The following is a 20623-nucleotide window of genomic DNA, read 5'->3' as shown; positions in this document are numbered from 1 at the left end:
CTACGGGGCGCGTTCCACCGCGCGGGAAGATCGCCGCCGCGGAACACACGGACGAATTCGCCCACTCGCGGTAGCGCGCTCACCCTCGCCACCGCGCGTGCACACCCACCGCCAGCACCACGACCAGCGCGCCCAGCAGCCACCCGCCGACGACGTCCGTGGCCCAGTGGACGCCCAGCCACACCCGGGTCAGGCCGACACCGGCCACGGAGATCACGGCCACGGTCACGGCCGTACGCCACAGGGCGGGTTGGGCGCCGTAGCGGTGCAGAAGCCACAGCAGCAGACCGCAGACCACCGTGGCGGTCATGGCGTGGCCGGAGGGGTAGGCGGCGTAGTGGGCGGAGTCGACGGGGTCGGACCAGACGGGGCGGGGGCGGTCGATCAGGACCTTCAGCGACTGCTGGATCGCCGTGGCCAGCGCGCAGGTGACAACCAGCCATACGGCCGTCCAGCGCGCGGCTCTGCGCCACACCAGCCAGATCGCGACCGCGAACGTCAGAACGCGCATCGTCCACGGATCCCAGACCCAGTCCGTCAGGATGCGGAACGTGTGCGTGACGCCGCCCTCGTCGACCGCCCAGCGGTGCGTGGTGTCCGCGATGCCGTCGTCGAGGGTCATCAGCGGGTACCACCGGACCGCGACCAGGGCGATCAGCAACGCGGAGCACAGCGTGAGGGCACCGGCCCAGCGGGAGGCTGTGCGCTCGGCCGGTGGGCGGGGCGGGGACTCGACGGACTGGGTGTGCATACTGCGATCCTCGCCGACCGGTGGGGCGGGAGGCCAGCGCAGGGGTGGGGTTTGCGACGCCGCCGCCACAGGAGAGCGCGGGTCGCCCCCCGGAGCCGCGCGACCAGCTGACGGGTTGCGGGTACCCGGCCGCGGACTTCGCTATCGCAGCGTCAGAAATCGCCACCCCCGGCGGTTCATCCCCTGCTCGCTCAAGGGGTGTGTCCTTCAGAGGGTCAGCAGCATGGCCGTCATGGCGATCCCCATCGACAGCCGGCAGGCCCGCGCGAGTTCCGGGCGGTCGCCCCAGCGGGCCCCCGCGCCGGCGGCGGCGACGGGCACCAGGCGGACGCCGGACAGCAGCACGTACGCCGTGAAGTAGACGAGCAGCGCGCCCGTCACGAGCGGGACGCCGGAGCCGCCGTGTCCACCCTGATGGCCGGGTGAGGCGGCCATCGAGAGCGACATGTAGACCATGGCCGAGGACCCCACCAGATGGTGCAGATGGTGAGTGCCCGTCCGTGCCGACCACAGGGCGTGCAGCGCCGCCGCGCCGAACACGGCCGCATAACCGGGCCAGGCCCACGCCGGCGGCGTGAACACCGCGGCGGGCACCGCCATCGCGGCCATGCCGAAGCCCATCAGCGCCTCGCCGCCCGCGGTACGGCGCTGCTCCTCGACGTGGCTGCGCATCCGCAGCAGACAGTAGGCCCCGGTCGCCGCACACAGCGCGACCAGCAGCCAGCCGGGCGAAGCCGGTCCGTGCACGCGCACCTCCCCGCTCGACGGTCTCGGACAGTCCGTCGATGCCCCGGCCGTGCGGTGCGCACGCGAGCGCAAGGGTGTACACGGGGAGCACTCGGCGGAGCACGACAGGTCACGGCACGTCAGGGCGGGTCCAGGCATGTTTTTTACGAGTAAAACACTTGCTAAGGTAATGGGTATGAGCAGTCGCCTTCCGCTCCTCGGGGTGCTGCGCCTCGGCCGGCCCTCGGACATCTGGTTCAAGCCCGCCCTGAGCGTGGTCGCCGCCGTCGCCCCGCCCAACCTCGCCCTGCTCGCGCTGGGCCGGCTCGACCTGGCGATGTACACCATGGCCGGGTCCCTGTGCGCGCTCTACGCCCACAACCGGCCCTACGCCGCTCGAGCCCGCGCCCTGGCGTGGGTGCTGCTCGGGATGCTCGGCGGTCTCGCCGCCGCCCTGGTCACGGCCTCGCTCACCCGCAGCACCATCGTGCTGGTCGCCGTCGGCGCGGTGCTCGCAGCCGTGCAGAAGGTGCTGTGCGACGCCACCCGCATCGGTCCGCCGGGCAACGTCGTCCTCACGTTCATCAGCTCCGCCGCCCTCTTCGTCCCGCAGACCTTCGGCCGGCTCCCCGGCCACCTCGCCCTGGCCGCCGCGGCCGGCGCCTGGGCCTGGCTCGTCGGCATGGCCCCCGGCCTGCTGCGACCGCACGGCCCGGAGCGCCGGGCCACCGCGGGCGCCCTGAACGCGGCCGCCGCCTACGCCGAGACCCACGGCACCGACCGGGACCGCGCCCCGGCCCACGCCGCCGTCCGGACCGCCCGGCAGGCGCTGCTCTCCGCGGGCAGCCCCTCCGAGACCCGCCGCGCCCTCGAACGCCTCGTCGTCCACGCCGAGGTCGCCCTCGCAGCCCCGGCCGACGCCGACCCGGCGCTGCTGCGCACCTGGGCCCGCCAGGTACGGGGCAACCGGCCCCTGCCCGACGTCGACGACCTCACCGGCATCGACACCGAACTCACCGTCCACCCCGGCCCGTTGTGGCGCCGTCTGCGCCCGCTGACCCCGCTCGCCGTGCGTACCGCCCTCGGCTGCGCCCTCGCCGGCTACGCCTCCCTCGCCCTGGGGACCGGCCGCCCCTACTGGGCCCTGGTCACCGCCGCGTCCCTGTACCAGGCCAACCTCACCCTCACCTGGGGCCGGGGCGTCCAGCGCGTCGTCGGCAACCTGCTCGGCGTCCTGCTCTTCGCCGCGCTGGTGCCGCTCGCCCACACCGGCGAGGTCGCCCTGGTGCTGTGCTGTCTCGCCCTCAACTTCGGCGCCGAGGCACTGATCGGGCGCAACTACTGGCTCGGCAGCGTCTGTGTGACGCCGATGGCGCTGCTCATCACCGAGTTCGCCGGGTTCCAGCAACCCGGACGGCTGATCAGCGAGCGGATCGTGGACACCCTGGTCGGCGCGCTGGTCGGGCTCGCCGCGGCGGTGGCCGTTCCGCACCGGTCGCGGGTCGCGCGTGCCGAGCGGACCGGACGCCGTACGCTCGCGGCTACGGGACGGAGCCCAGAGCCGCACCCGGACCAGCGCACAGCTACCACGACGGAGGGCGTACGGCCATGACGGGGACGAACGGCGGGCCGGCCGGGGCGAGACATGACACGGTGGCCGCGGTGGTCCGGCAGTGGCAGACCGTCCATCCCGACCTCGACACCGCCCCCATGGAGATCATCGGCCGCATCAACCGCTGTGCCGCTCTCCTCCAGCAGGCCGAGGACGCCCCCCTGCGCCGTGCGGGCCTCAGCCGCCCCGAGTTCGACCTGCTCGGCGCGCTGCGCCGCACCGGTCACGAGCTGACCCCCAGTGAGCTCGCCCGCGAGACCTTCTCCTCGGGTGCCGCCGTCACCAAGAGGCTCAAGCAGCTGACCGAGCGGGGCCTGGTCGAGCGCCGCGGCGACACCCGCGACCGTCGTGTCGCCCACCTCCGCCTCACCGACGCGGGCCGGGACCTGGTCGACGGCATCCTGCCGGAGCAACTCGCGTACGAGACGGCCGTACTGTCCGAACTCGACCCGGAGGGGCGGGGCGAACTCGCCGCCCTGCTCGGCGACTTGCTGGGCAGGCTTGAGGGACGGCTCGGAGCCCTGCGCACCTGAACCGCACGAGCCGTCGCGTCAGCGCTCGTCGGCCGCCCGGTACACGCCGAACACCGCGCCCTGCGGGTCCCGCAGCACGGCGATGCGCGGACCGTCGGGGACCGACGTCGGTTCCATGAGGATGGTGCCGCCCGCCTCGGTCGCTTCCGCCGCCGTGGAGTCCACGTCCGCCGCGGCGAAGTACGGCAGCCAGTGCGCCGGCACCTCGTGCGGGAACTTGTCGTCCATCGTCAGCATCCCGCCGAAGTCGGCCCCGTCGATGCCCCACTGCGTGTAGTGCTCCGAGGCGTTGACGGTCCAGCCGAACACCGTCGTGTAGAACTCCACGGCCCGCTCGGGCGCCCGGGTCAGCAGTTCCACCCAGCCCAGGGCGCCGGGCGCGTTGAGCAGCCCCGCGCCGCTGAACGACCGTGCCTGCCACAGCTGGAAGACCGCGCCGGTGGGGTCCACGGCCACCGCGAAGCGGCCCACGTCGAACACGTCCATCGGGCCGACCAGTACGGTGCCGCCGGCCCGCGTGACCCGCTCGGCGGCCGCGTCCGCGTCCGGCACCGCGAACGACACGTTCCACGCCACCGGCTGCCCCTCCTGGTACAGCGGCGTCAGCGCGGCCACTGCCGCGTCCCCGAGGTGCGCCACGGTGTAGCCGCCCGCCTCCTGACGCGGATCGGTCTCGGCGCGCCAGCCGAACAACCCCTCGTAGAACCCCTTGGCCCCGGCCAGATCACTGGTCCCGAGCTCCGTCCAGCAGGGTCCGCCGGTCACCGGCTTGTCGAGCTTCATGGCGCTCCTCCCGCGAAGGAAAACCCCCTCCAGCACGCTAAGCCCCGCCCAGAGCCCCGGCCAACCGGCGGAAGAGCCACCGGGCCCCGCGCGGCACAGCCGGCCCGCGGGGAGCACCGGCCCTAGATTCCGGGCCGGTACCGCAGCGGATGGTCCGCCGGCACCTCCACCAGCACGATCCGCGTCCCGTCCGGGTCGGCGATCCACATCTCGATCAGCCCCCAGGGCTCCTGGACCGGCGGCCGCACGATCTCGACGCCCTTCGCCGCCAGCTCCTCGTGCGCGGCGGCGGCGTCCTCGACCTGCATCCACAGCTGCACGGCCGGGGACGGCGGCGTCTCGGAACGCCCCGAGACCTCAAGGAAGCCCCCGCCGAGGAAGTAGACGGTGCCGCGCTCCGGCCCGGTGCCGAACTCGCGGTAGACGGCGAGGCCCAGTTGCTCGCCGTAGAAGACACGGGACCGTTCGGGATCGGTGGGGCGGAGCAGGGTCCGGCCGCTCAGTACATGCACCATGCAGCCGGAGCCTAGGGCCTGTCGGGCGGATCATGCCGGCGTCGCGGGGTCTGGCACGCACATCTGCCGCGTTGTCGTCGGTCGCCGACGCTCCGCGTCGACTCCCTCCTCCGCCTTGCAGCTGCACGCACCAGACCCCGCTCGGGTCGGCTGGAAGGCGCCGTTGCCCTGAGCCGACCTGATCCGCCGGACAGGCCCTAGTGGCGCGTTACGCTCAGCGGTGCCCGAGCCGCGCCCGAGAGTGGAGAAGCGCCCCATGGACACCGCCGCGAGCCCCGCCGACACCGGACTCACCTTCCGCGACGCCGTCGACGCCGACGTGGACGCGCTGGTCGCGCTGATCGAGTCGGCCTACCGCGGGGACTCCAGCCGGGCCGGCTGGACCACCGAGGCGGACATCCTCGAAGGGCAGCGGACCGACCCGGAGGGCGTGCGGGAGGTCATCAAGTCGCCCGACAGCCGGCTGCTCACCGTCGAGCGGGACGGGCGGATCGTCGCCTGCTGTCAGCTCGAACACCGCGGTGAGTACGCCTACTTCGGGATGTTCGCGGTCAGCCCCGCCCTCCAGGGCGCCGGCCTCGGCAAGGTGATCATCGCGGAGGCGGAGCGGCGAGCCCGCGAGACCTGGGGTGTGACCGAGATGCACATGACCGTGATCTCCGTACGGGACGACCTGATCGCCTGGTACGAGCGGCGCGGCTACCGCCGTACGGGCCGGATGACCCCGTTCCCGTACGGCGACGAGCGCTTCGGCATCCCGCAGCGGGACGACCTTCAGTTCGAGCTGCTGGTCAAGGAGCTGGTGTGACGTTCACGCGGTGGACGGTCAGGCCGTGAAGCGGCCGGTGCGCTTGATCTCCGGGTAGTCGGTGGTCGCGCCGTCCAGTCCCAGGGCCCGTACGAGACGCAGGTGGTCCTGCGTGTTGACGACCCAGCCGATGATCCTGAGGTCCGCCTTGCGAGCGCGCTCCACGATCTCCAGGGTGAGCCGGCGGATGTTCAGGCAGACCGTCGCCGCGCCGACCGCGACGGCCCGGTCGACGATGTCGGTGCCGTAGCGGCTGGCGATCAGCGCGGTCCGTACCCCGGGCACCAGGCGGGCGATCTCGGCGACGGCGTCGTCGTGGAACGAGGACACCTCGACCCGGGGCGCCAGGTCCCGCTCCTTCATCACCTCGGCCAGCGCCCGTGCCGCCGCGACGTCCTTGATCTCGGCCTGGATCGGCACCTTCACGGCGTCCAGGACCTCCTCGAACACCGGCACCCGCTCGCCTCGGCCCGCGTCCAGGGCACGCAGCTCGGCGAGGGTCTTGTCGGCGATCGCGCCGGTTCCGTCGGTCGTGCGGTCCACATCGGTGTCGTGCATGACGACGAGCGCGCCGTCCTTGCTCAGGTGGAGATCGAGTTCGATGACGTCGAGGCCGGCCTGCTGGGCGGCGACGAAGGAGCGGACGGTGTTCTCGGGTTCGACACCCATGACTCCGCGATGACCGATGGTAAGGAAGTTCAACGTTCAACTCGCTTCCGTCGACGGCGGCTCGGCTCGCGCGCGAACCGGAGCGGACTGTTCGCGCGGCAGTGCCGCAGCCTAGTGGCCTGTGCGCGTGATGAACCCCACGTGTACACAGGGTTTGCGGCCATGGACGTGCCGTGCCTGGATCCTGCCCCTCTGGCCGGTCACCCTGGGGTGGGCGAGTCCCGCGCGAATTGACCGGTTCCGGCGGGTCGGCTCTGCGTCTGCCCAATGGATGCCGGTCTAATCGCCGTTACGGCATTCAACAGGAAAAAGTTCTGTGACCTTGGGGATACGCAGGATATTTTCCCGGACCTCCTCTTGCTGAGAGGAACCTCGTATGCATACGGTGTCCTTACGTAAGGTTCTCCCGTGGAGGATGGGGCATGACGGAAATTCTTGTGCAGGCGGCAGTGGAGGGGAAGGTTCCTCCCGTGACCAGGGTGGTTGAGCACCCGGCATGGCCGGTGCTCAAGGATGCCGTGGAGCTGATCCGGCCATGGCAGTCCAAGGACGGATCGATTGACTTCGAGGCCGAGGGCGCGCCCTCCCGGGCGGACGCCGAGGCCGCCGTACGGCGTGTCGTCGAGGCCGTGGGTGAGCTGTCCCCGCTGCTGCCGCACGACGCCGCCTACCACGAGGCCCTCGTGAAGGACCTGACCCGCTGGGCCGAGGGCGGCTTCGAGGTGCCCGACTTCCTCGACTCGCTGCTGGCCTTCCAGCCCGCCGCGAGCCGCGCGGACGGCCTCCAGCACCTGGTGGTCTTCGCGATGTACACGCAGAACGGCAACCCCGACCGCAACCTCGAGGCGGTCGTCCTGCGCATGGTCTGGCCGGACTGGCTGGCCGAGCTGGAGCGCACCCGCTACGACAACCCGCTGTTCTGCGGCATCAAGTTCGAGGACTTCACAGCCGGCTACGACACCAACTCCGCCGTGCTCTTCCCCGAGACGATCGCCGTGCGCGAGGCCCCCGAGCGCTTCACCTGGGGCGGCATCTTCTGCGACCGCGAGGCCGCCCGCTTCCGCCGCGTCACCGACGCCGCCGTCGACATCCTCGGCCTCGACCTGCCCGAGGACGTCGCCGCGATGGTCCACGACCAGAAGCGCTGCGAAGAGGCCTTCGTGCTGTGGGACATGGTCCACGACCGCACCCACAGCCACGGTGACCTGCCGTTCGACCCGTTCATGATCAAGCAGCGCCAGCCGTTCTGGATGTACGGCCTCGAAGAGCTGCGCTGCGACCTCACCGCCTTCAAGGAGGCCGTGAAGCTGGAGACGGACGGCGTCCCGCAGGCCCGTGACGTGCAGTACGCCGTGCTGTTCGACCGCATGTTCCGCTTCCCGGTCACCGGCGAGCGCGTGCGCAACTACGACGGCCTCGGCGGCCAGCTGCTCTTCGCCTACCTGCACAAGCACGACGTCGTCCGCTGGACCGACAACAAGCTGTACATCGACTGGGACCGCGCCCCGCAGGTCACCAACCAGCTGTGCGCCGAGATCGAGAACCTGTACCGCGAGGGCATCGACCGCCCGAAGCTCGTCCACTGGTTCGCCGGCTACGAGCTGGTCTCCACCTACCTCGCCCCGCACCCGGGATCGCGCTGGGCCAAGGGCCCGGACGCCCTGGACCTGACCCTGCCGCCGCGCAAGCTCGTCGATGACGTGCTTCCGGACGAGTTTCCGCTGAGCATGTTCTATGAGGCACTCTCCAAGAAGCTGAAGAAAGTGATCGCCTCCACCAAGGGCATCACCGCGGAGAGCGCCGAGCGAGTCGCCGCGTGAGCGACGGCAGCACCGAGAACACGGCTCAGCAGGAGGCGAAGAAAATGGCGGGGAACGGAGCTCTCAGCGGTGCGGTGATCGCGGTGGCCGGCGCGGGCGGACCCGCGGGCCGGGCGGCGCTGCGGCGACTGGCCGAGGCGGGCGCGACGGTCGTCGGCGCGGACAACGACCCCGAGCGGCTGGCGGAGGCCGTGGACGCCGCGCGCTACGCCTCCGGCGGCGCGTCCGTCACCGGCGAGACGGTCGATCTGCTCGACCTGGAGTCCACGCGTGACTGGGCCCTGCGCACCGAGAAGGAGTTCGGCCGCGTCGACGGCCTGGTCCATCTCGTCGGCGGCTGGCGCGGCAGCGAGACCTTCATCAAGACCAGCCTCGACGACTGGGACTTCCTGGAGCTGCTGCTCATCCGCACCGTGCAGCACACCTCACTGGCCTTCTTCGAGGCCCTGCAGCGCAGCGACCGTGGGCGGTATCTGCTGATCAGTGCCGCCGGCGCCTCGAATCCGACCGCGGGCAACGCCTCGTACGCCGCCGCCAAGGCCGCCGCCGAGGCATGGACGCTCGCGCTCGCCGACGCCTTCCGCAAGGCCGGGGGCGCCGAGGGCCCGACGTCCGCGGCTGCCATCCTGGTGGTGAAGGCGTTGGTGCACGACGCGATGCGCGCCGATCGCCCCAACGCGAAGTTCGCGGGTTTCACGGACGTCAAGGACCTGGCCGACGCGGTCGTCGGCGTCTGGGACAAGCCCGCCGCCGAAGTGAACGGAAACCGTCTGTGGCTGACCGAGAAGCCGTGAACCCTCCGAAGACCGACGCTCGGCGTCATCACGACCCGGACGTCCGCGGCTTCGCCAGTGACAACTACGCCGGCGCCCACCCGGAGGTGCTCGCCGCCCTGGCCCTGGCCAACGGCGGGCACCAGGTCGCCTACGGCGAGGACGACTACACCGAGAACCTCCAGCGGATCATCCGCAGCCACTTCGGCGCCACCGCCGAGGCCTTCCCGGTCTTCAACGGCACCGGCGCCAACGTGGTCGCGCTCCAGGCGGTCACCGACCGCTGGGGCGCAGTGATCTGCGCCGAGAGCGCGCACATCCACGTCGACGAGGGCGGCGCACCGGAGCGGATGGGCGGCCTCAAGCTGCTCACCGTGCCCACGCCGGACGGCAAGCTCACCCCCGAGCTGATCGACAGGCAGGCGTACGGCTGGGAGGACGAGCACCGGGCGATGCCCCAGGTCGTCTCGATCACCCAGAGCACCGAACTGGGCACCCTCTACACGCCGGACGAGATCCGCGCGATCTGCGACCACGCCCACGCGCACGGCATGAAGGTGCACCTGGACGGCTCCCGGATAGCCAACGCCGCCGCCTCGCTGAACGTGCCCATGCGGACGTTCACCAACGCGGTCGGCGTCGACATCCTCTCCCTCGGCGGCACCAAGAACGGCGCCCTGTTCGGCGAGGCGGTCGTCGTCCTCAACCAGGACGCCGTCAGCCACATGAAGCACCTGCGCAAGCTGTCCATGCAGCTGGCCTCCAAGATGCGCTTCGTGTCCGTGCAGTTGGAGGCACTGCTCGCCAAGGACCTGTGGCTGCGCAACGCCCGGCACTCCAACGAGATGGCCCAGCGCCTCGCCGAGGGCGTGCGTGCCGTCCACGGCGTGGAGATCCTCTACCCGGTGCAGGCCAACGGCGTCTTCGCCAAGCTTCCGCACGACGTGAGCGAGCGCCTGCAGAAGAGGTTCCGGTTCTACTTCTGGGACGAGGCGGAGGGTGTCGTGCGCTGGATGTGCGCGTTCGACACGGCCGAGGACGACGTGGACGCGTTCGTGGCGGCGCTGAAGGAGGAGATGGCGCGCTAGCGGACGTCGTCCGTCAGTTGACCACGAGCTGTGCCCTGTTGTTGCGCAGGTTCGGGTCGAACCTGCTGATGGGCAGCTCCGGTTCGTCGTTGAGGGTCTCGACGGTGGTGCGCGCCCCGCGTACCACCTCGTCGATCCTCAGCCGCACCTCCACCCGGTGGGACGCCCCGTCGCGCAGGTAGATCGGAGTCCAGCAGAAGTACGTCGTGACGGGCGCCCCCTCCTCGGACGGCGGCAGCGGCGAGCACTCCTCCGGCACACCGACGATCGTCGTGCCCTCGGGCGCCTGGATCCGCACCACCGCCACGGGCGCGCCCGCACCCAGCGACGCCACCCAAGCCGGGCCCCGGTTGTGCACGGTGACGGCCGCGGTCACGGTGTCACCGGCTGCCCCGCGCACCCTGCTGCCGGTGAGCTTCAGGTCGGCGGTGTTCCTGGCTTCGAGGATGACGACCCGGTAGTTGTCCGACAGATCGATGTCGTCCTCCCCGGCGACGGCCGGCGCCGCCGTCACGGGGCCAAGGTCCAGCTCGGGACCCGTCCCCGGGGTCCAGGTCCACTCGGCGCGGGCTTCTTCGAGGGCCTGGTCCGAATACGGCAGTACGGAGTGGTCGAACCGCTCGTACAGCGCCCTGCGCTCCACGCGCAGACCGGTCGTCAGCGCGTACCGCTCGCCCGGAGCCACCGGCTCGTCCAGCACACACAGTGCGGACTCCCCGGTCCCGTGCTGCCGGTACTCGCAGTTGGAGTGCCGCTCCTTGAAGCGCAGTCCGTACGACGCGTTGATCCACAGCAGCGTTCGCTGCACGGCGCGGTTGCCGTTGTTGCCGACCGTCGCGCTCACCCGGGTGTTCGTTCCGGGCCTGAGATCCCGCTGGTACTCGGCCTGGCTTAGACCGAGGTCCGGACCGTCGCCCAGGCTGACCCGCGTCTCCGCGGGAAACGACGTCAGCTCACCGGCGTTCGCGCTGTAGCGCACGTACTCGGAGGCGGCGAGGTCCGCGTCTGGCAGTGCGCTCAGGCCGAGTCGGGCCGCCGTCACGAGGTCCGTCCCGGCCGGCATCCCCGGGAAGTCGCAGACCGCCTTCACCGCCGACTCCGGCACACAGTTCGAGGGCCACGACACCCGCGCGAAGGAGGCGACCTCGCTCGTGTCCACGGTCAGCAGGCCGGGCTCGACCTCGTTCTCGGTGTTGTCGTGGCTGACCCGCACCGTGAGCGTGCGCTCGGCCGGGCCGCCAGAGCCCTGCGCCGGCAGCACGGACTCCGACGGCGCGTCGATCCACAACTGGTCGGACACGGCGTACACGGGCCCGGCCCCGACTGCGGCGAGAGCGCAGCCGGCGAGCGCGGCTCCGAGCAGACGATGCTTCATGGATTCCCCCTGGTCGATGAGAACGTCGGTGAACTCGTCGGTGATCCGGTCGGTGACCGAGACCGCCGGTACGGGGGAGGGGTTGTAACAAGGCGCGGGGGTTGCGGCTGTGTTCGGCCGTTTCGCGTCGCCGCATATCTATGCGATGGCTCGCAATTTGATTGACCATCGGCTCCGCTGCCGCCTACCCTCTCCGTCATGCAGATGATCCAGGAAACCGCAGATCTATCCGCCTATTTGGCCGCCGACGAGGCGATCGATCACCACCATCCGCTGGTGCGTGAGACGGCTGCGAGGCTCGCCCACGGGGTGGCTGACTCGTATGAGTATGCACGAACGGCTTTCGAATTCGTCCGCGACACCATCCCGCACTCACAGGACTCCGGTGATCTCCGCGTCACCTGGCGGGCCTCCGACGTCCTGGAGCAGGGGACCGGCATCTGCTACGCCAAGGCGCACGCGCTGGCCGCGCTGCTGCGGGCCGAGGACATCCCGACCGCGCTGTGCTATCAGAAGTTCGAGGCGCTGCACGGTCTGATCGCCGTGCGGTTCAACGGGGCCTGGCATCGGCAGGATCCCCGGGGCAACAAGCCGGGCGTGGACGCGCAGTTCTCGCTCGACGGGGAGCGGCTGGCCTTCGTTCCCGACCCCGAGTTCAATGAGCTGGACTGTCCGGTCCTGTATGCTGCACCGCATCCGGTGGTGCTCGATGTCCTCAAGGCCGCCCCCGACCGGCCGCACCTGTGGCGGACACTCCCCACCGCACTCTGATCCCCGGGAGAAGGCGGACGATGACTCTCGCGCTGACCGTGTCCGACGAGTTGCGCGCGCTCGTACCCGGCTTCACGCACGTCGCCGTGGAGGCGCACGGTCTGGTCAACGGCCCGAGTACGGAGGCCAGTTCGGCGGTCCTCGACGACGCGGCCCGGCGCCTGGCCGTACGTCTGGCCGGGCGCGCCCCGCACGAGGACCCGCACATGGCGGCCTGGCGGCAGGCGTACACGGCGTTCGGCTCGAAGCCCTCACGCACCCGCAACTCCGCGGAGGCGCTGGCCAAGCGCGCGCTGACGGAGGCGGGCCTGCCCCGGATCAACCTCCTGGTGGACGTGTACAACGCCATCAGCGTCGCCCATCTCGTCCCCGTGGGCGGCGAGGACATCGACCGCATCGAGGGCGGCATGCACCTGGTGCGCGCCACCGGCGAGGAGGACTTCGTCACCGTCGCCGGCGGTGAGGAGGTCGTCGAGCACCCGGACGCGGGCGAGATCGTGTGGCGCGACGACGCGGGCGTCACCTGCCGCCGCTGGAACTGGCGCCAGGGCCCGCGCACCCGCCTCACCGAGGAGACGGTGTCCGGAATCTTTCTACTGGAGAGCCTGTCGCCGATGCCTGTGGCCGACGTCGAGAGCGCGGCGAGGGAACTCGCCGACCTGCTGGAGAAGTTCAGCCCCGGAGCACGGATCGAGGTCCGGCCGCCGGCGCCGGGCGTCTGACGGCTCATAGGTCCGGTCATGCCCGGCGTACGAAGTTCACCTCCCGCCGGGCCCAGGCTCGCAGGACGTCGTGGAACGCGCCTGGGACAGGGAGATCGGGGAGGCGGGCGCCGTCGCCGCCGTACCGCGCACGAACGTATGCCTCCAGTTCAGCCAGTGGGCCGAGTTCCGGGACGATTCGTTCGACGGAAGGTTCACGGCTGGCCTCGAGGGAGCCCAGCAGCATCACCGTGGCCCCGAGATAGCCCTCGGGGGTGAGGTCGGGCAGGCGCTGCCCTTCCCGCACGGCGAGGGATTCGGCGATGGTGATCAGGAAGGCGGACACGTCGTCGGCGTGATCGGTCCAGGGCGGCTCGGGATGGCGGACGAGCCACGTGCCGACCGCGGAGCAGTCCTGAACAGTCGTCTCGAACAAGGGTCGGCACGCCTCGGTCCCCAGGAGCAGGACGAACACGCAGCGAGAGGCGTAGGGATACCAGGCTCCAGGCCCGAAGATTCCCATCTGCCATCCTCGCCAGAGCGAGCCGAAGTCCAGCTCGCAGCGCTGGAAGCAATCCCCGAGGTCGGTCAGGCCATGGCCGAGACAGACGTCCATCAGGCCAGTGTGATCGGGTGCGATCGCCAGGAACTCCGCGGCGTAGCGGGCGATCATCTGCTGGGAGAACTCATCCCAGTGCGCATGGGCCGGAGAGGAAGAGTCGCCCCAGAACGCGGCCCCGGCATAGCCCGCCAGGAGCAGCGCGGCGCGGCGGCGCGTGGGATCGCCCGAACTCACGGCCTCGGCGACGGCATGGCTGAGTTCGTCCGTGACGACGTCGCGGCAGTCCCAGCTGCTGCGCAGCAGCGCGGCCAGCGGAGCGCTGCACTCCGTCGCCGGATCGCCGAGCATGAGGTGCTCCACTGTCGCTCGCGCAAGCCGTCGCACCGTGCGAGGTGGCGGATCCACACAGGTAAGGCAGCGTGCGAGGAACGCGAGCAGGTTTCCGCGGCCGGCCAACGACCTGCGGCGATGGTCGCTGAGCAACGCCGTGAAGACGCGTGCGGCTCCCGCGTCCGTCGCGCGGTCCTTTATCTGCACCGCCAGCTGGCCCACGACGTCCCATTCCTGGCGGGTCACTCTCGGCGCGAGGCGCCGTGCCAGCACTTCCGGGGTGTCACTCGTGCTTGCGAGTTGCGCGGCGGCGAAGTACTCCAGGAAGGTGCGGTGCGTGAAGGTGTAGAGGCTCTCCCCCTGTGCGTCGGTGCCCACGTCACTGAACACCCAGGCGCGTCCTCGGCAGAACCCGACGAACTGCTGCGCCGCCGCCCTCGCTTCAGTCCGGTCCTCGAAGCCGCGTGCGTCCAGGAACTCCATGACACGGTCGACCAGTTCGCGCTCCGCCACGGCGGCCACGTCGCCGTGCCGCGTCAACAGCCAGAAGGCGAGGTGCCGCAGGGCGGGTTCGACAAGGCGCGCCATCGAGAGTTCCACGTGGATCCTGCGCCGGACGTCCCACTTGCGGAAGAGCAGGGAGGCACACTGCTCGTACACCTCTGGGCGATTGCGCGGAAGGGAACTCGTGCCGCGGTACAGGATGCACATCAGCGCAAGCATCAACGGGTTGGCGCACAGGTCCGGCAACCCTGAGCTCTCGGTGAGGAAGGACGACGTGCTGCGACGAGCGTCCTCCGGAGTTGCTTCCTCCTGCGCGAACCACTTCTCGACGTACTCCTGGCTCTGCTCGGCATCGAACGGCCCGAGCCGGTAGCACTCGAAGAGACGGTCGTCGAGACGCGCCTCGTCGTATCCCACGGCGCGGGACGTCACCAGGACGGGAGTCAGGGGGTACTGGGCGCAGAAGAGCTCGACTATCTCGGTCATCTCGCGTCGCCGGGTGGTGTCGACCAGCTCGTCGAGGCCGTCGAAGACCACGACAGCCGCTCCGCTCAGCAGAAGCCGGTCGACGGCACCCGGTGGTGCCGGGCACTGGTAGTACGTCTCCAGGCGGTACTCGATGTGATCGACAACCGACCGCCGGACTGCGTCCGCGAGCGCGAACTCGCGCAGGACGACTAGGAACGGCACGCGCGCCCCGGAGTCGGAGGCCTGCCGGTGCAGCAGGACCTGGCAGGCGGTCGACTTGCCGCAGCCGGGGTCACCCAGCAGGACTGTCCGGTCGAGCGCGCGCTGTAGATCCGTCAGGCCGAGCGAGGGTCCGTCGTCCTGCACCGCCCGGTTCTCGAGGAGTGCGGTGATGCCGGGGGTCACATACAGGTCCCCGATCGGCACGCGCCGACGTCGCTCGAAATCGGGTGGCTCCAGGGACCCGTGGGCGAATGCGGCTTGTCGGCGGTAGGCCGAGACGAACGACTGGTCCGCCGCCAGGCAACTCGAGTCCCGTAAGGACAGGGCGCGCGTGTGCCGTTCGATGGCCCCGAGGACAGCGACGACCCGAGCCGAGAACGCCTCCTGGCGGATCCGGTCGAGCAACGTGGAGTCCGCATCACTCAACCGCCCTACGAAACCGGCGATTTCGAGGTCGCAATGATCGAAGAACTCTTCCGCCAGGCTGCCCGCCGCCGCTTCGGGAGCGTCGAGTCCGATGTGGGCGAACGTCGGGCCCAGCGCGGCGCGAGCACAGGAGGCGTAAGCCTCGCGCAGCTTGGTGATCACGGCTTCCGGGGCGTCTGTGAGACGGGACGCCATCAGCTCGTGCAGCAGAGCCTGGCTGTCGACGTGGCGGAAGAAGTCCTGCACCACAGCGGTGGGGACACCGTCCGGCAGCGTCGGGCCGAGGCCTTGGGAGGGTTCGAGCGCATAGGTGTCGAACCACCGGAGCAGGGCCCGTTCGGCGTCTTCCCCGCCCGTGGTCTCACGCCTCAGCCAGCGCGCGGTACTGACGACGGCCTCGACGATCACTCCGGCCGCGACCTCGGCAAGCACGCAGCTCGGGCCCCCTTTCCCGGGCGCGGGCCCGGTACCGGGACCGTAGCCATGGGCAGGCCGGGCGTCCAGACCGCGGAAGCGTGCGGGTGTGCGGAGGCGAGGCGACGCTCGGGCGTCAGCGCGCCTCGGCCGCGCGCACCTGCTCCGGTGTAGGGGCCGTGCCGCCCAGGTGCGCCGGCATCCACCAGGTGTCGCCCGCGTCCTTCGGGCGCACGGGGTAGGCGCGCTGGGCGGCCTCCAGCAGTTCCTGGACGCGCTCGCGCAGCTGGCGGGTGATCGCGCCCGCGTACTTGTCCTTGGACGCCTCGATCGCCTCGCCGACGCGGATCGTGATCGGGGTGTGGCTGCGCTTGAAGTTGCGGGGGTGGCCCTTGGTCCACAGGCGCTGGGTGCCCCACACGGCCATCGGGATCAGCGGTACGCCCGCCTCCTGGGCCAGTCGGGCGGCGCCCGACTTGAAGCTCTTCAGCGTGAACGACTGCGAGATCGTGGCCTCCGGGAAGACCCCGACGATCTCGCCGGATCTCAGTGAGTCCAGCGCGTGGGCGTACGCTGCCTCACCCTGTCCTCGGTCCACCGGGATGTGCTTCATACCGCGCATCAGCGGACCGGAGATCCGGTGCCGGAACACGGACTCCTTCGCCATGAAGCGCACGAGGCGCTTCTGGGGGAGCGCCGCCAGGCCATTGAAGACGAAGTCCAGGTAGCTGATGTGGTTGCTCACCAGCACGGCGCCGCCCGAGCGCGGAATGTTCTCCGACCCCTTGCAGTCGATCTTGAGGTCCCACGCCTTGAACAACGCCTGGGCGAAACCGACGACAGGACGGTAGACAAGCTCTGCCATGGACGGGGTGGACCCTTCCTTCTCTGCCTGGGCAGGGGGTTCCCAGTGGAAAAGTTACGCAGCCGTAGGTTTACGGCATGTCGCAGATCGTGCCCCAAGAACGGCCGACGGCCAAGCCCAAGTGCCGGGGAACGGCGAGATCCTCGTCACGTCAGCCCCGTGATCCACCTCGGATTTTGGCGTCGCCTTTACCCAGCGCGCACCGTCGCCCGCCGCACGAGCAGGTACATCTCGCACCCCAGGCAGTAGCCGAAGACGGCGTTCAGGAAGGCCGCCGCGAGCGCGGCCCCGGTGGCGGCGAGCCCCAGCCAGTCCGGCCCCAGCGTGTATCCGACCAGGCCGAGGCCGGCGAAGACCAGCCCGACCGACTGTGCGAACCGCGGCGGTTCGGGGGCCTCGAACTCGGTCGGCGGCCCGAGCCGCGGCCGCACGACCGTGCGGAACAGCAGGCCGTACGGCGACCGGCCCACCCCGCCCGCCGCGCCCAGCGCGAACGCCAGCGTCTGCCAGGCGAGCAGCCAGGCGCTGCCGGTGACCAGAACGACCGCCAGCACCAGGGCCGTCACGGCCGCCCCGAAGCGCGGCCCCCTCACATCAATGTCCATGAATCAAGCATTCCGCAACGGGCAGCCTTCCGGGAGCTGGGAATCTTTGCAGTCTCATGAACGCTTGAGCAGGGTGATGACCGGACTGGTGGTGTGTGTGGCGGTGCTCGCGATGGCGAGCGCCTACGGAGTGCTGCAGCGGCGGCGGAGCGGGAGAGTAAGGGTGCGCGGGCGCGACGACGGAATGCGGCTCGGCGCGGCCGAGTTGGGCGGGGACCTGGGCGAGCGCGCCACCCTCGTGCAGTTCTCCAGCGCCTTCTGCGCGCCCTGCCGGGCCACCCGGCGCGTGCTCGGCGAGGTGGCCGGCCTGGTCCCCGGTGTGAGCCACGTCGAGATCGACGCCGAGGACAACCTGGACCTCGTACGCCGGCTCGACATCCTCAAGACCCCGACCGTGCTGGTGCTCGACGCCGACGGCAATGTCGTACGGCGGGCCACCGGCCAGCCTCGCAAGGCGGACGTGATCGCGGCCCTGGGGGAAGCGGTCTGAGGGGGCGTGACACGAGGGTGAGTCATCTCCCACATCCCGGGACCTACTTGACTGTGCGCACCACCTATCGTCAGCCTGACCGTATGTGTGAGGAACTCCTTCTCTTCGGACGGGTCCACGTCGATCTGGCCCGCACCGCGAGCGCGTGCTGTCCGGACTGTTGAGCAACCACGGATCCGGATCCCTCCCCTCGCAGAAGGACAACTCCATGACGGCCACGTCCGGCCTGGGTACACCTCGGCTAGCCTCCCCCGACCTGCTTCGCTCCGTGTTCCGGCGTCATGCCGCCGGAGTGGCTGTGATCACCGCGCGCGGTGAGACGGGCCCGGTCGGCTTCACCGCCACGTCCCTCACCTCGGTCTCCGCCGAGCCCCCGATGCTCTCCTTCGGCATCGGCATCGGCGCCTCCAGCTGGCCGGCGATATCCACGACGGACCACGTCGGCGTCCACATACTCGGCGAGCACCAGCAGGAGCTGGCCGGCACCTTCGCTCGCAGCGGCGCCGACCGCTTCGGCCCGTCCACCGACTGGCGTGAGGGCCCCGAGGGGGTCCCGCTCCTCGACGACGTGCAGGCCTGGATGATCTGCCGGGTCACGGCGCGGGTCCCGGCCGGCGATCACCGCATCGTGCTGGCCGAGGTCGTCCTGGGCGACCCCACCGGCCCCGGACGCCCGCTGCTGTACCACCAGGGCCGCTTCAACGGGCTACGTGACTGAGCTCACCGAACCCATGTGACCGAACCGGCCGTCCACGGTTCTGCGAGCACGTCGATTTCCGATTACGCTGCGTTGCAAAGGTCACAGTTCAAAGCGCTTGCTTAGCGGGCACGAACTGGGTGTACTGACGAGTAATATTTCGCTCGGGGCGCGGGTCGCCCCGATCGGGATCGTCCGCTTGGGGCGCCTATGCTGCCTGCAAGTAGGCAGCAGAGAAATGTCGACGCAGTAGGAGAGCCGGCGTGAGCTTGAGGATCGTTGTCACTGTGAAGTACGTGCCCGACGCCACTGGCGACCGGCACTTCGCCGATGACCTGACCGTCGACCGGGACGACGTGGACGGTCTGCTCTCCGAGCTCGACGAGTACGCGGTCGAGCAGGCGCTGCAGATCTCCGAGAACTCCGACGACGACGTGGAGATCACCGTCCTGACGGTGGGCCCGGAGGACGCCAAGGACGCGCTGCGCAAGGCGCTGTCCATGGGCGCCGACAAGGCGATCCACGTCGAGGACGACGACCTGCACGGCACCGACGCCCTGGGCACCTCGCTGGTGCTGGCCAAGGCGATCGAGAAGGCCGGCTACGACCTGGTGATCTCCGGCATGGCCTCCACCGACGGCACCATGGGTGTCGTACCGGCCCTGCTGGCCGAGCGGCTGGGCGTCCCGCAGGTCACCCTGCTGTCCGAGGTCTCCGTCGAGGACGGCACGGTCAAGGGCCGCCGCGACGGCGACTCCGCCTCCGAGCAGCTGGAGGCATCCCTGCCGGCGGTCGTGTCCGTCACCGACCAGTCGGGCGAGGCGCGTTACCCGTCCTTCAAGGGCATCATGGCCGCCAAGAAGAAGCCGGTGGAGTCCTGGGACCTGTCCGACCTGGAGATCGAGGCCGAGGAGGTCGGCCTTGAGGGTGCCTACACCGTCGTGGACGGCGCGGCCGAGCGTCCGGCCCGCACCGCCGGCACGATCGTCAAGGACGAGGGCGAGGGCGGCAAGCAGCTCGCCGAGTTCCTCGCGAGCCAGAAGTTCATCTAAGGGCCTGTCGGCCCGCTGAGGCTCAACACCCCTTCCGCCCCTCAAGCCTTCGCAATCCGCAGGAGAGCAATCCCATGGCTGAAGTTCTCGTCTACGTCGACCACGTGGACGGCGCCGTCCGCAAGCCCACCCTGGAGCTGCTGACCCTGGCCCGCCGCGTCGGCGAGCCCGTCGCCGTCGCGCTGGGCAACGGCGCCGGTGACACCGCCGCCACGCTCGCCGAGCACGGCGCGGTCAAGGTCCTCACCCACGAGGCCGCCGAGTACGCCGACTACCTGGTCGTCCCGAAGGTCGACGCCCTCCAGGCCGCCGTCGAGGCCGTCTCCCCGGCCGCCGTGCTGGTGCCGTCCTCCACCGAGGGCAAGGAGATCGCCGCCCGGCTGGCGCTGCGCATCGGCTCCGGCATCATCACCGACGCCGTCGACCTGGAGGCCGGCGACGAGGGCCCGGTGGCCACCCAGTCGGTGTTCGCCGCGTCCTTCACCACCAAGTCCCGTGTCTCCAAGGGCACCCCGGTCATCACCGTCAAGCCGAACAGCGCTGCCGTCGAGGCCGCCCCGGCCGCCGGCGCGGTCGAGGCGCTGTCCGTCACCTTCTCCGCCCAGGCCACCGGCACCAAGGTCACCAGCCGCACGCCGCGTGAGTCGACCGGTCGTCCGGAGCTGACCGAGGCCGCGATCGTGGTCTCCGGTGGCCGTGGCGTCAACGGCGCGGAGAACTTCGCGATCATCGAGGCCCTCGCCGACTCCCTCGGCGCGGCCGTCGGCGCCTCGCGTGCCGCGGTGGACGCCGGCTGGTACCCGCACACCAACCAGGTCGGTCAGACCGGTAAGTCGGTCTCGCCGCAGCTGTACATCGCCTCCGGCATCTCGGGCGCGATCCAGCACCGTGCCGGTATGCAGACCTCGAAGACGATCGTGGCGATCAACAAGGACGCCGAGGCCCCGATCTTCGAGCTGGTCGACTATGGCGTCGTCGGCGACCTCTTCGACGTCGTCCCGACCCTGACCGAGGAGATCAAGTCCCGCAAGGGCTGATCCCGAACAGGCGCAGCGAGGCCCCC

21 protein-coding genes are annotated in these 20623 nt (G+C 70.5%); 12 read left to right on the top strand and 9 right to left on the bottom strand.

The window, feature by feature from the left end; translation table 11 throughout:
• Positions 1–79: 79 nt before the first annotated feature.
• Both ACZ7NC_RS36585 and ACZ7NC_RS36580 read right to left on the bottom strand, forming a co-directional pair.
• Positions 80–751, bottom strand: coding sequence for a phosphatase PAP2 family protein (locus tag ACZ7NC_RS36585; RefSeq protein ID WP_471494952.1), 672 nt, complete (start codon positions 749–751; stop codon positions 80–82).
• Between the two features lie 207 nt (positions 752–958).
• Positions 959–1498, bottom strand: coding sequence for a DUF5134 domain-containing protein (locus ACZ7NC_RS36580; protein WP_471494950.1), 540 nt, complete (start codon positions 1496–1498; stop codon positions 959–961).
• A gap of 175 nt (positions 1499–1673) precedes the next feature.
• On the opposite strand from ACZ7NC_RS36580, the gene ACZ7NC_RS36575 reads away from it, so the two are divergent.
• Positions 1674–3089, top strand: a complete 1416-nt coding sequence (locus tag ACZ7NC_RS36575; RefSeq protein WP_471494948.1) for an FUSC family protein — start codon at positions 1674–1676, stop codon at positions 3087–3089.
• The gene (locus ACZ7NC_RS36570; protein WP_471494946.1) at positions 3086–3622 is read left to right on the top strand and encodes a MarR family winged helix-turn-helix transcriptional regulator; all 537 of its coding nucleotides are present in this window, start codon (positions 3086–3088) and stop codon (positions 3620–3622) included. The genes ACZ7NC_RS36575 and ACZ7NC_RS36570 overlap by 4 nt, the downstream gene beginning before the upstream one ends.
• A gap of 18 nt (positions 3623–3640) precedes the next feature.
• Here ACZ7NC_RS36570 and ACZ7NC_RS36565 read toward each other — a convergent pair whose 3' ends face one another.
• Positions 3641–4405: a VOC family protein gene (locus tag ACZ7NC_RS36565; RefSeq protein WP_471494944.1), complete on the bottom strand. Its 765-nt coding sequence runs from the start codon at positions 4403–4405 to the stop codon at positions 3641–3643.
• Positions 4406–4527: 122 nt separating this feature from the next.
• Positions 4528–4920, bottom strand: coding sequence for a VOC family protein (locus tag ACZ7NC_RS36560; protein WP_471494942.1), 393 nt, complete (start codon positions 4918–4920; stop codon positions 4528–4530).
• Between the two features lie 256 nt (positions 4921–5176).
• On the opposite strand from ACZ7NC_RS36560, the gene ACZ7NC_RS36555 reads away from it, so the two are divergent.
• Positions 5177–5728: a GNAT family N-acetyltransferase gene (locus tag ACZ7NC_RS36555; RefSeq protein ID WP_471494940.1), complete on the top strand. Its 552-nt coding sequence runs from the start codon at positions 5177–5179 to the stop codon at positions 5726–5728.
• Positions 5729–5746: 18 nt separating this feature from the next.
• On the opposite strand, the gene ACZ7NC_RS36550 is transcribed toward ACZ7NC_RS36555, so the two are convergent.
• Entirely contained in the window at positions 5747–6430 is a 684-nt protein-coding gene (locus ACZ7NC_RS36550) for a glycerophosphodiester phosphodiesterase (protein ID WP_471494938.1), read from the bottom strand.
• Between the two features lie 389 nt (positions 6431–6819).
• Between ACZ7NC_RS36550 and ACZ7NC_RS36545 the strand changes: the two genes are divergently transcribed.
• The 3 genes from ACZ7NC_RS36545 to ACZ7NC_RS36535 are packed head-to-tail and all read left to right on the top strand — an operon-like array spanning position 6820 to position 10078.
• Entirely contained in the window at positions 6820–8217 is a 1398-nt protein-coding gene (locus ACZ7NC_RS36545; protein WP_471494936.1) for a DUF6421 family protein, read from the top strand.
• Positions 8218–8261: 44 nt separating this feature from the next.
• The gene (locus ACZ7NC_RS36540; protein WP_471495007.1) at positions 8262–9011 is read left to right on the top strand and encodes an SDR family NAD(P)-dependent oxidoreductase; all 750 of its coding nucleotides are present in this window, start codon (positions 8262–8264) and stop codon (positions 9009–9011) included.
• Positions 9008–10078: a threonine aldolase family protein gene (locus ACZ7NC_RS36535; RefSeq protein ID WP_471494934.1), complete on the top strand. Its 1071-nt coding sequence runs from the start codon at positions 9008–9010 to the stop codon at positions 10076–10078. Before ACZ7NC_RS36540 ends, ACZ7NC_RS36535 begins: the two co-directional genes overlap by 4 nt.
• Positions 10079–10091: 13 nt before the next feature.
• On the opposite strand, the gene ACZ7NC_RS36530 is transcribed toward ACZ7NC_RS36535, so the two are convergent.
• A complete protein-coding gene (locus ACZ7NC_RS36530) occupies positions 10092–11453 on the bottom strand; it encodes a hypothetical protein (protein WP_471494932.1) in 1362 nt (453 codons plus the stop codon).
• Positions 11454–11651: 198 nt separating this feature from the next.
• Between ACZ7NC_RS36530 and ACZ7NC_RS36525 the strand changes: the two genes are divergently transcribed.
• Together ACZ7NC_RS36525 and ACZ7NC_RS36520 are read left to right on the top strand one after the other, a co-directional pair.
• A complete protein-coding gene (locus ACZ7NC_RS36525) occupies positions 11652–12224 on the top strand; it encodes a transglutaminase domain-containing protein (protein ID WP_471494930.1) in 573 nt (190 codons plus the stop codon).
• A 20-nt stretch (positions 12225–12244) separates the two neighbouring features.
• Positions 12245–12946, top strand: a complete 702-nt coding sequence (locus tag ACZ7NC_RS36520) for a B3/B4 domain-containing protein (protein ID WP_471494928.1) — start codon at positions 12245–12247, stop codon at positions 12944–12946.
• Positions 12947–12962: 16 nt separating this feature from the next.
• Here ACZ7NC_RS36520 and ACZ7NC_RS36515 read toward each other — a convergent pair whose 3' ends face one another.
• From ACZ7NC_RS36515 to ACZ7NC_RS36505, 3 genes are all read right to left on the bottom strand, one after another.
• A complete protein-coding gene (locus ACZ7NC_RS36515) occupies positions 12963–15869 on the bottom strand; it encodes an NACHT domain-containing protein (RefSeq protein WP_471494926.1) in 2907 nt (968 codons plus the stop codon).
• 118 nt (positions 15870–15987) lie between these two features.
• Positions 15988–16716 carry a lysophospholipid acyltransferase family protein gene (locus ACZ7NC_RS36510; protein ID WP_471494924.1) on the bottom strand — a complete coding sequence of 243 codons (729 nt, stop codon included), beginning with the start codon at positions 16714–16716 and terminating at the stop codon, positions 15988–15990.
• Between the two features lie 188 nt (positions 16717–16904).
• On the bottom strand, positions 16905–17321 hold the full coding sequence (locus tag ACZ7NC_RS36505) for a DUF4395 domain-containing protein (RefSeq protein ID WP_471494922.1): 417 nt from the start codon (positions 17319–17321) through the stop codon (positions 16905–16907).
• Between the two features lie 76 nt (positions 17322–17397).
• Between ACZ7NC_RS36505 and ACZ7NC_RS36500 the strand changes: the two genes are divergently transcribed.
• The 4 genes from ACZ7NC_RS36500 (at position 17398) to ACZ7NC_RS36485 (ending at position 20597) form a co-directional block, all read left to right on the top strand.
• Positions 17398–17811, top strand: a complete 414-nt coding sequence (locus tag ACZ7NC_RS36500; RefSeq protein WP_471495005.1) for a TlpA family protein disulfide reductase — start codon at positions 17398–17400, stop codon at positions 17809–17811.
• A 208-nt stretch (positions 17812–18019) separates the two neighbouring features.
• Positions 18020–18529: a flavin reductase family protein gene (locus tag ACZ7NC_RS36495; protein WP_471494920.1), complete on the top strand. Its 510-nt coding sequence runs from the start codon at positions 18020–18022 to the stop codon at positions 18527–18529.
• A 242-nt stretch (positions 18530–18771) separates the two neighbouring features.
• Positions 18772–19560, top strand: a complete 789-nt coding sequence (locus ACZ7NC_RS36490; protein WP_471494918.1) for an electron transfer flavoprotein subunit beta/FixA family protein — start codon at positions 18772–18774, stop codon at positions 19558–19560.
• Between the two features lie 74 nt (positions 19561–19634).
• Positions 19635–20597 (top strand): electron transfer flavoprotein subunit alpha/FixB family protein, encoded by a 963-nt coding sequence (locus tag ACZ7NC_RS36485; protein WP_471494916.1) that lies wholly within the window; start codon positions 19635–19637, stop codon positions 20595–20597.
• The last annotated feature ends 26 nt before the right edge of the window (positions 20598–20623 follow it).

Source organism: Streptomyces sp. NPDC111802 (assembly GCF_055634335.1).
Note: the sequence above shows the minus strand (reverse complement) of the source record. Positions and strands in the feature narration are given on the sequence as shown.